The organism is Variovorax rhizosphaerae (genome assembly GCF_037889975.1).
Classification (GTDB): Bacteria; Pseudomonadota; Gammaproteobacteria; order Burkholderiales; family Burkholderiaceae_C; genus Variovorax; species Variovorax rhizosphaerae.
In genome coordinates, this window is the sequence record NZ_JBBKZT010000009.1 from 127,331 (window position 1) to 141,323 (window position 13,993).

The following is a 13,993-nucleotide window of genomic DNA, read 5'->3' on the forward strand; positions in this document are numbered from 1 at the left end:
AGCTTGGGCTATAATCGTGGGCTTCGCGCGCGCCGCCATTGATTCACAGGCTTCAGTGGCCTCATGCCGATTGCAGCAGGTCCGGCTGCGCCAAGCATGGGTCGACGGTACACCGCCCGCACCTCCACTAACCATTTACCAGTCCAGGAGCCACCATGGCAGTCCAGCAAAACAAGAAGTCGCCTTCGAAGCGCGGCATGCACCGTTCACACAATGCATTGGACGTGCCCGGCATCGCTGTCGAGCCGACCACCGGCGAAACTCACCTGCGTCACCACATCAGCCCCAACGGCTTCTATCGTGGCCGCAAGGTGTTGAAGACCAAGTCCGAAGCCTGACCTTCCGTTTCGACGCCAAGGCCCGAAGCTACTTTCCTTGTAGCGTCGGGCCTTTGTCTTGATGCTTACGTCCGCTGCTCCCACTCCGGCGCCCGCCGCAATCACGCTCGCCGTCGATTGCATGGGCGGCGACCACGGCCCGCGCGTCACACTTGCCGCCTGCCGTGCATTCCTTGAGCGTCATTCGGACGCATCGCTGCTGCTCGTCGGGGTGCCCGATGCGCTGGCCGGCTTGACCCACCCGCGTGCCCGCGTCGTTGCGGCCAGCGAAGTGGTCGGCATGGACGATCCGATCGAAATCGCACTTCGCAGGAAGAAGGATTCCTCGATGCGCGTCGCCATCCAGCAGGTCAAGGATGGCGCGGCGCAGGCTGCAATATCGGCTGGCAACACGGGGGCATTGATGGCGATTGCACGCTATCTGCTCAAGACGCTGGAAGGAATCGATCGTCCTGCCATCGCGCCACAAATGCCCAACAGCAAGGGCGGGGCGACGACGGTGCTCGATCTGGGCGCCAATGTGGATTGCGACGCCGAAGATTTGCTCCAGTTCGCGGTTCTGGGTTCGGCACTGGTTTCTGCGCTCACGGGCAACGATTCGCCTACCGTGGGCTTGCTGAACATCGGCGAGGAAGCCATCAAGGGCAGCGAAGTCATCAAGAAAGCGGGTCAGCTGCTGAAAATGGCTGGCGACTCGGGTGATCTCAATTTCTTCGGAAATGTCGAGGGCAACGACATTTTCAAGGGCACCACCGACATCGTCGTCTGCGACGGCTTCGTCGGAAACGTCGCGCTGAAGGCCACGGAAGGCGTTGCCGCGATGATCGTTGACTTTTTAAGGCAAGAGTATTCGCGCGGCATATTCAGCAAAGTCGCCGCTGTCATCTCTTATCCGGTCCTAAAGTCGCTTAAAAAACGACTTGATCATCGTCGCTACAACGGCGCGGCGCTGCTTGGATTGCGCGGGTTGGTGTTCAAGAGTCACGGCTCCGCCGATGAGGTCGCGTTCGGGCACGCGCTGGATCGCGCTTATGATGCCGCTCGCAACAACCTGCTCGAACGCGTGCGGGCCCGCATCGCACACGCCGCGCCACTTCTAGCGCGGCAGGAGCAGGCGGCGCCGGCCGACGCGGCGGCAATCCACGCTTGATGACCTCCTATTCGCGAATCACCGGCACCGGCAGCTATCTACCGCCCCGACGAGTGACCAACGATGACCTTGCAAAGCAACTCGCTTCGCACGGCATCGAAACCTCTGATCAGTGGATCATCGAGCGCACCGGGATTCGAGCGCGCCACTTCGCTGATCCCGGTGTCAACTCCAGTGACCTTGGCTTGCAGGCAGCCCACAAGGCGCTGGAAGCAGCAGGCCGCACGGCCGCTGACCTCGATCTCATCATCGTCGCGACTTCCACGCCGGACATGGTGTTCCCCTCGTCGGCGGCCATCCTGCAGAACAAGCTCGGCATCGCCGGGTGCGCTGCCTTCGACGTGCAGGCCGTTTGCAGCGGCTTTGTGTATGCGCTGACCGTGGCGGATGCCTTGATTCGCACCGGCACCGCCAAGTGTGCATTGGTGGTCGGCGCGGAAGTTTTCTCCCGGATCCTGGACTTCAACGATCGCACCACCTGCGTGCTGTTCGGCGACGGCGCGGGCGCCGTGGTGCTCGAGGCCAGCGAGGAGCCTGGCATCCTGGCCAGCGACCTGCATGCCGATGGCAAGCATGTCGGCATCCTTTGCGTGCCGGGCCATGTGTCGGGCGGCGAGGTGCTGGGCAAGCCGCTGCTGCATATGGACGGCCAGGCCGTTTTCAAGCTGGCGGTGCGCGTGCTGGAGGAGTCGGCGCGGACCACGCTGGCCAAGGCCGGCAAGACCGAAGCCGATATCGACTGGCTCATTCCGCACCAGGCCAACATCCGCATCATGGATGGCACCGCGAAGAAGCTGAAGCTTTCGCGCGACAAACTGATCGTGACGGTGCATGAACATGGCAACACCTCAGCCGCGTCGATCCCGCTCGCGCTGGACGATGCCGTGCGAAGCGGCAAGGTGAAGAAGGGTGACACCTGCATGCTCGAAGGCGTGGGCGGGGGCTTCACCTGGGGTTCGGTGCTTTTGAATTTTTGAGCGCAAGGCGCCCGCAACAAGGTGTGGCCGCGTGACTGGAGACATGACAACGATGACTTCCTTCGCATTTGTATTCCCGGGTCAGGGTTCGCAGGCCGTCGGCATGCTCGACGCATGGGGCGATCATCCGGCCGTCCGTCAGACGCTCGAGGAGGCTTCCGACGCCTTGGGTGAAGATGTTGCCAAGCTGATCCATGAGGGCCCGAAGGAAGCGCTCGGCCTGACCACGAACACCCAGCCGGTGATGCTGGTGGCCGGCGTGGCCGCTTGGCGCGCATGGCTCGCCGAGGGCGGCGCGCAGCCATCCATCGTCGCCGGCCATTCGCTGGGCGAGTATTCGGCGCTGGTGGCCGCCGGCGTCCTGACCTTGGCGCAGGCCGCGCCGCTGGTGCGATTCCGGGCCGACGCGATGCAGAAGGCGGTGCCGGTCGGGACTGGCGCGATGGCCGCCATCCTCGGCATGGATTCGGCCAAGGTCATCGCGGGTTGCGCCGAGGTGACGGCAGGCTTCGGCGCGGGCGGTGCCGAGGTCGTCGAAGCGGTCAACTTCAATGATCCGATGCAGACCGTGATCGCCGGCAGCAAGGCCGCGGTCGAAAAGGCGTGCGAGGTGCTCAAGGCCAACGGCGCCAAGCGTGCGTTGCCGCTGCCGGTGTCGGCCCCCTTCCATTCGAGCCTCATGAAACCCGCTGCCGAGGCACTGCGCGGGAAGCTCGCCACGATGGAACTGGCCGCCCCTCAAATTCCCGTTCTCAACAACATTGATGTGTCCGTCGAGACCGAGCCATCGCGGATCCGCGAAGCGCTGGTGCGCCAAGCGGCCGGCCCGGTGCGTTGGGTCGAGAGCGTCCAGGCGCTGAAGGCGCGTGGCGTCACGGCCCTCATCGAATGTGGCCCCGGCCGTGTGCTGGCCGGGATGGCCAAGCGAATAGCGCCCGACCTGGCCGCCGCCTCGGTCTACGATCCAGCAACGCTTGCCGAAACCCAAAACCTGTTGAGCACCACAGCATGAGCAATATCCAGTTCGAAGGCCAGATCGCCCTGGTGACGGGCGCGTCGCGCGGCATCGGCGCCGCGATTGCATTGGAGCTGGCGCAGCGCGGCCTCAAGGTCATTGGCACCGGCACCACGGAAGAAGGCGCCCAGAAGATCACCACGGCGCTCAGTGCATACGGCGGCCGAGGCCGCGCACTGGACGTCAACGACGGCCCGGCCGTCGATGCGCTGGTCGACGAGATCGTCAAGGCCTATGGCGGGCTGCACGTCCTGGTCAACAACGCCGGCATCACCCGCGACATGCTCGCGGCCCGCCTCAAGGACGATGACTGGGACGCCGTGTTGAACACCAACCTCCGCGCCGTGTTCCGCATGTCGCGCGCCGTGATCAAGCCCATGATGAAGCAGCGCTATGGCCGCATCATCAGCATCACCAGCGTGGTGGGTGCATCGGGCAATGCCGGGCAGGCCAACTACGCGGCCGCCAAGGCCGGCGTGGCAGGCATGACCCGGGCGCTCGCCCGCGAGTTGGGTAGTCGAGCCATCACCGTGAATTGCGTGGCGCCGGGCTTCATCGAAACTGACATGACCGCCAAGCTTCCCGAGGCAGCACAGCAAGCGCTGCTCACCCAGATTCCGCTGGGCCACCTGGGCAAGCCGGCCGACATCGCGAATGCGGTGGCCTTCCTCGCGTCACCGCAAGCCGGCTACGTGACGGGGCAGGAATTGCACGTCAACGGCGGCATGCATATGTAAGCAAGGGCAAGGGCCCATTTTTCACCGGACGGCCGGTGTGGCAAATGCCACAATTCGGCCGGCTAAAATCCAACGATTCTTTACAACCCTCAGAGGGAACCAAATGAGCGATATCGAAGCACGAGTCAAGAAAATCATTGCCGAGCAACTCGGAGTCGAAGAGTCCCAAGTGACCAACGAGAAGGCTTTCGTGGCCGACCTCGGCGCCGATTCGCTCGACACGGTTGAACTCGTGATGGCCCTCGAAGACGAATTCGGCATCGAGATCCCCGATGAGGACGCCGAGAAGATCACGACGGTGCAGAACGCCGTCGACTACGCCTCCAAGAACCAAAAGGCCTGACAGGCCTCGCTGATAACCGTCCGGGCCCTCGGCACTCCTTCGCACCCTGCGCGCCCCGGACACGGTTCCAACGCTTCCAGAAAGGTTTGCCGGCATGACCAAACGCCGCGTCGTCGTGACCGGACTCGGTTGCATCGCTCCTGTCGGAAACTCTGCTGTCGATTGCTGGACCAACTTGTTGGCCGGCAAGACGGGCATCGACACGATCGCCAGTTTCGATGCGAGCCCCTTCGCCTGCAAGTTTGCGGGCGAGGTCAAGGGTTTCGACATCACCCAATACATTCCCGAGAAGGAAGCGCGTCACATGGACCGCTTCATCCATCTCGGCCTGGCCGCCGCCATGCAGGCGGTGGTTGACAGCGGCCTGCCCACGGGTGAGGCCTTGTCGCATGAAGAGGCCGTTCGCATCGGCTGCAACATCGGTTCGGGCATCGGCGGACTTCCGCTGATCGAGGAGACGCATGCGGAACTCGTGAACCGCGGCCCGCGCCGCGTGTCGCCGTTCTTCGTGCCGGCCTCGATCATCAACATGATTTCCGGTCACGTGTCGATCAAGTACGGCTTCAAGGGGCCGAACATCGCCGTGGTCACGGCGTGCACCACCGGCCTGCATGCCATCGGCCTGTCCGCCCGCATGATCGAGTACGGCGACGCCGACGTCATGATCGCCGGCGGCGCGGAGTCCACGGTTTCCCCGCTGGGCATCGGCGGCTTTGCGGCTGCGCGTGCGCTCAGCACGCGCAACGACGATCCCAAGACCGCCTCCCGCCCCTGGGACAAGGACCGCGACGGCTTCGTGCTGGGCGAGGGCGGCGGCGTGCTGGTACTCGAGGAATACGAGCGCGCCAAGGCACGCGGCGCCAAGATCTATGCCGAGGTGATCGGCTTCGGCATGAGCGCGGACGCGTACCACATGACCGCGCCCAACGTCGACGGCCCCAAGCGCTCGATGGACATGGCCCTGGCCAACGCCGGCGTGAACAGGGACGAGGTGCACTACCTCAATGCCCATGGCACTTCGACACCGCTCGGCGATCTGAACGAAACCAACGCGATCAAGAACTGCTTCGGCGATCACGCGAAGAAGCTGGTGGTGAACTCGACCAAGTCGATGACCGGCCACTTGCTGGGCGGCGCGGGCGGCATCGAGTCGGTGTTCACGGTGCTCGCGCTGCATCACCAGAAGAGCCCGCCGACGATCAACATCTTCAACCAGGATCCGGAGTGCGACCTGGACTACTGCGCCAACGAGGCGCGGGACATGAAGATCGACGTCGCGGTGAAGAACAACTTCGGCTTCGGCGGCACCAACGGCACGCTGGTGTTCAAGCGGGCTTGAGTCTTCCGGATATCCCATGCACAACGCCCCATCGGTGAGCTATCCGATGGGGCGTTCGCGCGTTGCGGCGCGCCTCCTGGTCGCGATCTGGGCGGCTGGCGCTGGCTGCGCGGCTTGGGTGTGCTGGCAGATCGGCGCAGGGGGTTGGCGCGCGACGATGCTCGCTTGCAGCGTTTTGCTGGCGGCGCTGGCCGCCGGGGCGCTGTTGGGGCGCCAGCGGCCGGGCGAGTTGCGCTTCGACGGGCGGGATTGGCGAATGACCGGCGCGGTGAACTTTCGTGCGGCGCGCTTGACGCCGGCGCTTGATTTCCAATCCCTGATGCTTGTGCGCCTGTGGGCGCCGAAGCGCCGCCATCGCTGGCTGTGGCTGGAGCGGCGCAGTGCCCCCGAGCGCTGGCTGGAACTGCGCCGTGCGGTATATTCGCGCGCCTCGCCGGTTGAACCCGACGGGCCAGCCGCTGCGCCGCAGCCATCGGCGCTCCAGGGCGCCTCGCACGACTCTCCATGACCGCCTCCGCGCCCCCACCCGTGCCACCCGAGACGGGTTCGATCGCCGATCCTGCCGCGGGTCCACGTCCGGGGGAGGTCGACTTCCAGCTGGTCCAGCGCACCGTCGCAGGCGATCAGAAGGCCTTCGAGCTGCTGGTGATCAAGTACCAACGCCGGATCGAACGGCTCATCGGCCGCATGGTGCGCGATGTCGACCTGGTCGAGGACATCGCTCAGGAGACCTTCATCCGGGCCTATCGCGCGCTGCACCAGTTCCGCGGCGAGGCGCAGTTCTACACCTGGCTCTACCGCATCGCCGTCAACACTGCCAAGAAGGCGCTGGTCGACATGAAGCGCGATCCGACGGTGTCCGAAGCCGCATTGCGCACATCTTCCGAAGACGAAGATGAAACTTACCGGCCGACAAACGAACCAACCACCGACGAAACCCCTGAAACAGTGCTGGCAGCCCAGGAGATCGCAAGTGCGGTCGAGGCCGCCATGGATGCGCTGCCGGCCGAATTGCGCCAGGCAGTCACGCTGCGCGAGATCGAGGGCATGAGTTACGAAGAGATTGCCGAGGTCATGAATTGTCCGATCGGCACTGTGCGCTCGCGGATCTTCCGTGCGCGCGAGGCGATATCGGCGCGGGTCAAACCGCTGCTCGACAACCAGTCCGGCAAACGTTGGTAAGCAGGGTGAAAGAGATGAACCATCCATCAGACAGTATTCGCGAGCAGGTCTCCGCCCTGGCGGACGGCCAGTTGAAGGGCCAGGCCTTCGCCGAGGCCGTGGGCGACATCGGCGCGCATGAGGAATTGCAGGCCACCTGGCGTACGTATCACCTGGTGGGCGACGTGCTGCGCTCGGGCGCGCATGCGCCGTGCAGCGACAGCAATGCCTTCCTGGCCAAGCTGCAGCAGCGCCTGGCGCACGAGTCGCCGGTGCGGGTTTCCGTGCCTGTGGCGCCGGCGGTGGTGGCGCTCCAGCGGCGTGCCGAGCCGGCCAATGAGCCAGTGTTGCGCTGGAAGCTGGTGGCGGGTGCCGCGTCGCTGGTGGCGGTGGCTGCGCTGGGCTGGAGTTTGTCCGGCTCGCTGGGTGGGGCGCCGGCGGGCGCGCAGCTGGCGCAGACCCAGCCGCAGACGCAGCAACCACAAGCTTTGGTGTCCCCACAGGCGCCTGCGGGCTCTGTGCTGGCGGCGGCCGATCCGCACGCGACCAGCGCCGTCGCCGTGCCGACCCGCGTGCAGGTCGGCAGCGGTGCGCCGCAAGTGATGTTGCGGGACGCTCGCCTCGACGAACTGCTCGCCGCGCATCAGCAGGCGGGTGGCGGGTCGCAGATGCCGTCGACGTTCCTGCGCAACGCCACCTTCGAAGGACCGTCGCGCTGATCGTGCTGCCCCGTCTAGCCGCAATGACAGCCTCGTCGCCGGGGGCTGTGCGCCGGGCCGTGATGGCGCTCGCCGTGCTGTGCCTGTGGCAATTGGCGGCTGCGCAGACGCATGTTGCGCGGCCCGCGGCCCTGCCGACTGACAAGGGAGCACCGCCGAGCCTCGCGGCGGACACGCCGCCGTCGATGGGCGTGGTCGAATGGCTGCAGCGCATGCGTTCGGCTTCGCGCCAACGCAGCTACATCGGGACCTTCGTGGTGTCGGCGGCCGTGGGCAACCTGTCGAGCGCGCGCATCTGGCATGTCTGCGAGGGCGACCAGCAGATGGAGCGCATCGAGGCGCTGTCCGGCCCGCCGCGAACGACCTTCCGGCGCAACGACCAGGTGATGACCTTCCTGCCCGAGAGCCGGGTAGCCCGGAGCGAGCGCCGTGAAAACCTCGAACTGTTCCCGAACCTGCTGGGCGCACCGGATTCCTCCCTCGGCGACCTGTACAGCGCCCGTGTCACTGGCCGCGACCGCGTGGCAGGCTTCGATGCCGATGTCGTGCAACTGGTGCCGCGTGACACGTTGCGCTTCGGCTATCGCGTATGGAGCGAGCGTCGCTCGGGCCTGGTCGTGAAGTTGCAGACGCTGGACGGCGAAGGCAATGTGGTCGAGCAATCGGCGTTCTCGGAGCTTCAGCTCGACGCGCCGATCAAGATGCACGCGCTGTCACAGATGATGGCCAGCACGGCCGGCTACAAGGTCGAGAAATCCCAGTTGCAGCGCACCACGGCCCAGTCCGAAGGATGGGCCTTGAAGACGCCGGTGGCGGGATTCAAGCCGATCAGTTGCTATCGGCGCGCGATGGGTGGCAGCGCGAACCGTGAAAACACATTGCAATGGACTTTTTCGGATGGGCTTGCGTCGGTGTCGCTGTTCCTCGAGCCTTACGATGCACAGCGACGATCGCAGGAGGTCGTGTTGACGCTCGGTGCCACCTACACGCTGACGCGCCGGCTCGCCGACAAGGATGGCGACTGGTGGCTGACGGCGGTCGGTGAAGTGCCGCCGCAGACACTGGAAGCCTTTGCACAGGGATTGGCGCGAACGCGTTGAATGCGCGGCTTGCTGAACCTTTGGGGCGCCCCATATTCACAAGAGCGTCTCGTTGTTTGTTGTTGCTCGTTGTTCAGTTGAAAGAAAACATGATGATTTTCAAGGTTGAGGGAAGTCGCATCCGCGCCGCGCTGCTGGCATTCGCACTGGTGGGCACCGCCAGTGCCACCTTCCTGCCAGCGACCGCCGCGCACGCGCAGACCCGCACGCTGCCGGACTTCACCGATCTGGTCGACCAGGTCGGGCCATCCGTGGTCAACATCCGCACCGTCGAAAAGGTCGCCCAGCGTGGCAGCAGCCCGGAGATGGACGAGGAGATGCAGGAGTTCTTCCGACGCTTCTTCGGGCAGCCGATGCCCGGCACGCCGCGCCAGGGTCCGCGCCCGAACCGGCCTCAGCAGCCCCAGGAAGAAGAACGTCCGCGCGGCGTGGGCTCGGGCTTCATCCTCACGCCCGACGGCTACGTGATGACCAATGCGCACGTCGTCGAGGACGCCTCCGAAGTGCTGGTGACGCTGACCGACAAGCGCGAGTTCAAGGCGAAGCTGATTGGGGCGGACAAGCGCACCGACGTCGCCGTGGTGAAGATCGAAGCCACCGGCCTGCCCGCGGTGAAGATCGGGGACATCAGCAAGCTGCGCGTGGGCGAATGGGTGATGGCCATCGGCTCGCCCTTTGGCCTGGAGAACACCGTGACCGCCGGCATCGTCAGCGCCAAGCAGCGCGACACCGGCGACTACCTGCCTTTCATCCAGACCGACGTGGCCATCAACCCAGGCAACTCGGGCGGCCCGCTGATCAACATGCGCGGCGAGGTCGTCGGCATCAACAGCCAGATCTACTCGCGCTCCGGCGGCTTCATGGGCATCTCGTTCTCGATCCCGATCGACGAGGCGATTCGCGTGAGCGAGCAACTGCGCACCAATGGCCGCGTCTCGCGTGGACGCATCGGCGTGCAGATCGACCAGGTCACGAAGGACGTGGCCGAGTCCATCGGCCTCGGCAAGGCGCAAGGGGCGCTGGTGCGCAGCGTCGAAGCGGGCTCGCCGGGCGAGAAGGGCGGCGTGGAGCCGGGCGACATCATCACCAAGTTCGACGGCAAGTCGATCGAGAAGCCGAGCGACCTGCCGCGACTGGTGGGCAACACCAAGCCGGGCACGAAGAGCACGCTCACGGTGTTCCGTCGTGGCCAGTCGCGCGACATCACGGTCGTCATTGCCGAGATCGAGCCCGACAAGCCAGCCAAGCGTGCCTCCAATGAGCGTGAAGAGCCGGCGCCCAAGTCGACGGCCTCCGCCGCGGCGAAATCGCTCGGCCTTGCAGTGAGCGATCTGAACGATACACAGAAGAAGGAGCTCAAGCTCAAGGGTGGCGTCAAGGTGGATGCCGCCACCGAAGGCGCCGCACGCGCCGGTTTGCGAGAGGGCGACGTCATCCTTGCCGTCTCGAATACCGAGGTCGCGAACATGAAGGAGTTCGAAAGCGCGATCGGCAAGGCCGACAAGTCCAAGGCCGTGAGCGTGCTGTTCCGGCGCGGCGAGTGGGCGCAATATGCCTTGATCCGACCGACGCGCTGAACGTTGGAAGGCGTCAAGTGGCCCCAACCATTAGTCGGGATTGGGGCCTTTTTTTGCATCTTTCGGCCTACTCGACACCCACTTTGAAATTTTTTTTGGCCTCGAAAATGCGCTAACTTTAGTTAGCACTCACAAACTTCCGAATGAGCTAATGATGTTTTTCGGTAGAATAGACCTGCCTTTGGACCGACTGCACGCATAAGCGTGGGAGGTCGTCTCCACGATGCGAGATTCCAGCCATCCGTCCACCGGTGCTCCACAGATCACCCACAAGTTGTTAAGAGAGTGATCCACCCAGCCTGTGGATAACGTGTTTACAAGTTAGATGTTGCTGACCTGCAACGACCCGTCGAGAGCCTGTCCCCGCATGTACGCGACCCCCTTTTTGCCTACAATGAAGTTCCAACTACTGCAGTTGCCATTGCTTGTTGGTTCAGGGCGCGTCTCTTGCAGACGCGCCCTTTTTTCTTGCCCCACCCCTTCTGCGTGCAAGGCAATTCAAGTACTTAAGCGTTCCCGTTGATGAATCACATCAGAAATTTCTCCATCATTGCGCACATCGACCACGGCAAGTCGACGCTCGCGGACCGCCTGATTCAACGCTGTGGCGGGCTCGCTGACCGCGAGATGGAAGCGCAAGTTCTTGACTCGATGGACATCGAGAAAGAGCGTGGGATAACCATCAAGGCACAGACTGCTGCGCTGCATTACAAGGCACGCGATGGCAAGGTCTACAACCTCAATCTCATCGACACACCGGGCCATGTCGACTTCTCTTATGAAGTGAGTCGCTCGCTCTCTGCATGCGAAGGTGCATTGCTCGTCGTCGATGCATCGCAAGGTGTCGAGGCACAGACAGTGGCCAACTGCTACACCGCACTCGACCTGCATGTTGAAGTGGTGCCGGTGCTCAACAAGATGGATCTGCCCAACGCGGACCCCGACAACGCACGCACCGAGATCGAAGACGTGATCGGCATCGATGCGACCGATGCGATCCCTTGCTCCGCGAAGACGGGCATGGGCATCGAGGAGATTCTTGAAGCAGTGGTCGCGCGTGTGCCGCCGCCGAAAGGCAATCCGGATGCGGCGCTGCGCGCGATGATCATCGACAGCTGGTTCGATGCGTACGTCGGCGTGGTGATGCTGGTGCGCGTGGTCGATGGTCGCCTGGCCAAGGGCGATCGCATCAAGATGATGGCTTCGGGCGCGATGTACAACGCCGACAGCCTCGGCGTCTTCACGCCGAACAACGAGCCGCGTCAATCGCTCGAAGCGGGCGAGGTGGGCTACATCATCGCGGGCATCAAGGAACTGCAAGCCGCGAAGGTCGGCGACACGGTGACGTTGATCAAGGCCGGCACGGGTGGCGCGGCATTCACGGCGACCGAGCCGCTGCCGGGCTTCAAGGAAATCCAGCCGCAGGTCTTTGCGGGCCTGTACCCGACCGAGGCGAGCGAGTACGAATCGCTGCGCGACGCGCTCGAGAAGCTCAAGCTCAACGACTCGTCGTTGCACTACGAGCCCGAGGTGAGCCAGGCGCTGGGCTTCGGCTTCCGCTGCGGCTTCCTTGGCCTGCTGCACATGGAGATCGTGCAGGAGCGGCTCGAGCGCGAGTTTGACCAGGACCTGATCACGACTGCGCCGAGTGTGGTCTACCAGGTGGTGAAGACCGGTGGCGAAGTGATCATGGTCGAGAACCCGTCGAAGATGCCGGACGTCGGCAAGATGATGGAGATCCGTGAGCCGATCGTCACGGTGCATCTCTACATGCCGCAGGAATACGTGGGCGTGGTGATGACGCTGGCCAACCAGAAGCGCGGCATCCAGATGAACATGGCCTACCACGGCCGCCAGGTGATGCTCACGTACGAGATGCCACTCGGCGAGATCGTGCTCGACTTCTTCGACAAGCTGAAGTCGGTGAGCCGTGGCTATGCGTCGATGGATTACGAGTTCAAGGAGTACCGGGCATCCGACGTGGTCAAGGTCGACATCCTGCTCAACGGCGAGAAGGTCGATGCGCTGTCGATCATCGTGCACCGCAGCCAGAGCCAGTACCGCGGCCGCGCGGTGGTGGGCAAGATGCGCGAGATCATTTCGAGGCAGATGTACGACGTGGCCATCCAGGCGGCGATCGGGGTCAACATCATTGCGCGTGAGACAATCAAGGCCCTTCGCAAGAACGTTCTCGCCAAGTGCTACGGCGGCGACGTGTCCCGCAAACGCAAGCTGCTCGAAAAGCAGAAGGCGGGCAAGAAGCGCATGAAGCAGATCGGCTCCGTGGAAGTCCCGCAAGAGGCCTTCCTCGCGATCCTGCAAGTCGAGGACTGATTTTTCCCCCATGGCCTTTCTCACTTCCCTGATCCTCGCCGCGTTCGTCGGCTACATCGGCGCCTGGTACTTCGGCGCGGTCGAAGGCAACTTCGCACTGTTGCTGTTCCTGGCCAGCGTGGTCACCGGCATCTACTGGCTGGCCGAGCGCTTCTACTTCCTGCCGAAGCGCGCGAAGGCGGCCGCCGCGTATGAAGCCTCCTTGGGCGCGCGCAATCAGCGGCTGGCGCAGCAGGGCATCACGAAGGTCGACACGGTGGATGACAAGGCGCGCGAGCGCCTGCTGATGCAACCCTGGTGGCTGGATTGGACGGCGGGGCTGTTCCCGGTGATCGTGGCGGTGTTCCTGCTGCGCTCGTTCCTGTTCGAACCCTTCAAGATTCCGTCGGGCTCGATGATGCCGACGCTGCTGACCGGCGACCTGATCCTGGTCAACAAGTTCACCTACGGCCTGCGCCTGCCCGTGATCAACACGAAGATCACCGAAGGCACACCGCCGGCGCGCGGCGACGTGATGGTGTTCCGTTATCCGCCCAAGCCGAGCATGGACTACATCAAGCGCGTGGTGGGCATACCGGGCGACGAAGTGGCCTACCTGAACAAGAAGCTGACGATCAACGGGCAACCGGTCAGCAAGACGCCACTGGCGCCGTACTTCGGCGACAGCAACGACGACAAAGACACCTACATGCGGGAGACGCCCCAGTTCGAGGAGGTGCTCGGCGACAAGAAGCACAAGATCCTGAACACCGACAGCCGCCGTGCCGGCTTGTCGGAGGCGGAGGTGATTCCGTTCGAAGACCAGGGCAACTGCCGCTACAACGTCGAAGGCGTGGTCTGCAAGGTGCCGCCGGGCATGTATTTCATGATGGGCGACAACCGGGACAATTCCGCGGACTCGCGCTACTGGGGTTTCGTACCGGACAAGAACATCGTCGGGCGCGCGTTCTTCGTCTGGATGAATTTCGGCAACTGGAAGCGCATCGGCGGTTTCGAGTAAACGCCACTGCCGCGGATGGGGGCCCGGGCTATGGTCTCGTACCGAGCAGGCCGTCGGGACGATGCCAAACGGCGGATCAACTCGTTACCGACCCGTCACATTTGTCGTTACAGTGTCGACGGTTTCATCCACAAGGTACTCGCAGCAACTGGGGTCCGGGGAGGCGCGCGCGACAATCCGCGGTGTGCATCCTTGGAGTTCGT

General features: G+C 63.9%; 14 protein-coding genes. All 14 read left to right on the top strand.

Going from position 1 to position 13,993, the window contains the following annotated elements; translation table 11 throughout:
- Positions 1-155: 155 nt before the first annotated feature.
- The 14 genes from rpmF (at position 156) to lepB (ending at position 13,790) form a co-directional block, all read left to right on the top strand.
- On the top strand, positions 156-338 hold the full coding sequence (gene rpmF / locus WKW82_RS20140; protein ID WP_213959550.1) for a 50S ribosomal protein L32: 183 nt from the start codon (positions 156-158) through the stop codon (positions 336-338).
- A 61-nt stretch (positions 339-399) separates the two neighbouring features.
- The gene (gene plsX, locus WKW82_RS20145; RefSeq protein WP_340344338.1) at positions 400-1,488 is read left to right on the top strand and encodes a phosphate acyltransferase PlsX; all 1,089 of its coding nucleotides are present in this window, start codon (positions 400-402) and stop codon (positions 1,486-1,488) included.
- Complete coding sequence (locus WKW82_RS20150; RefSeq protein WP_340344112.1) at positions 1,488-2,465, top strand: beta-ketoacyl-ACP synthase III; 978 nt, start codon at positions 1,488-1,490, stop codon at positions 2,463-2,465. The genes plsX and WKW82_RS20150 overlap by 1 nt, the downstream gene beginning before the upstream one ends.
- 52 nt (positions 2,466-2,517) lie before the next feature.
- Positions 2,518-3,477, top strand: coding sequence for an ACP S-malonyltransferase (gene fabD, locus WKW82_RS20155; RefSeq protein ID WP_340344113.1), 960 nt, complete (start codon positions 2,518-2,520; stop codon positions 3,475-3,477).
- On the top strand, positions 3,474-4,217 hold the full coding sequence (gene fabG / locus WKW82_RS20160; protein WP_340344114.1) for a 3-oxoacyl-ACP reductase FabG: 744 nt from the start codon (positions 3,474-3,476) through the stop codon (positions 4,215-4,217). Before fabD ends, fabG begins: the two co-directional genes overlap by 4 nt.
- A gap of 103 nt (positions 4,218-4,320) precedes the next feature.
- The gene (acpP, locus tag WKW82_RS20165; RefSeq protein WP_140843300.1) at positions 4,321-4,560 is read left to right on the top strand and encodes an acyl carrier protein; all 240 of its coding nucleotides are present in this window, start codon (positions 4,321-4,323) and stop codon (positions 4,558-4,560) included.
- Between the two features lie 94 nt (positions 4,561-4,654).
- Positions 4,655-5,899: a beta-ketoacyl-ACP synthase II gene (gene fabF / locus WKW82_RS20170; RefSeq protein WP_340344115.1), complete on the top strand. Its 1,245-nt coding sequence runs from the start codon at positions 4,655-4,657 to the stop codon at positions 5,897-5,899.
- A gap of 16 nt (positions 5,900-5,915) precedes the next feature.
- Positions 5,916-6,407, top strand: a complete 492-nt coding sequence (locus tag WKW82_RS20175; protein ID WP_340344116.1) for a hypothetical protein — start codon at positions 5,916-5,918, stop codon at positions 6,405-6,407.
- Positions 6,404-7,081, top strand: a complete 678-nt coding sequence (gene rpoE, locus WKW82_RS20180) for an RNA polymerase sigma factor RpoE (protein WP_340344117.1) — start codon at positions 6,404-6,406, stop codon at positions 7,079-7,081. Before WKW82_RS20175 ends, rpoE begins: the two co-directional genes overlap by 4 nt.
- A gap of 14 nt (positions 7,082-7,095) precedes the next feature.
- On the top strand, positions 7,096-7,779 hold the full coding sequence (locus WKW82_RS20185; RefSeq protein WP_340344118.1) for a sigma-E factor negative regulatory protein: 684 nt from the start codon (positions 7,096-7,098) through the stop codon (positions 7,777-7,779).
- Positions 7,780-7,802: 23 nt separating this feature from the next.
- On the top strand, positions 7,803-8,879 hold the full coding sequence (locus WKW82_RS20190; RefSeq protein ID WP_340344119.1) for a MucB/RseB C-terminal domain-containing protein: 1,077 nt from the start codon (positions 7,803-7,805) through the stop codon (positions 8,877-8,879).
- Between the two features lie 92 nt (positions 8,880-8,971).
- Positions 8,972-10,456, top strand: a complete 1,485-nt coding sequence (locus tag WKW82_RS20195; protein WP_340344120.1) for a DegQ family serine endoprotease — start codon at positions 8,972-8,974, stop codon at positions 10,454-10,456.
- A gap of 522 nt (positions 10,457-10,978) precedes the next feature.
- Positions 10,979-12,790 (top strand): translation elongation factor 4, encoded by a 1,812-nt coding sequence (gene lepA / locus WKW82_RS20200; protein ID WP_340344121.1) that lies wholly within the window; start codon positions 10,979-10,981, stop codon positions 12,788-12,790.
- 10 nt (positions 12,791-12,800) lie between these two features.
- Complete coding sequence (lepB, locus tag WKW82_RS20205) at positions 12,801-13,790, top strand: signal peptidase I (RefSeq protein ID WP_340344122.1); 990 nt, start codon at positions 12,801-12,803, stop codon at positions 13,788-13,790.
- The last annotated feature ends 203 nt before the right edge of the window (positions 13,791-13,993 follow it).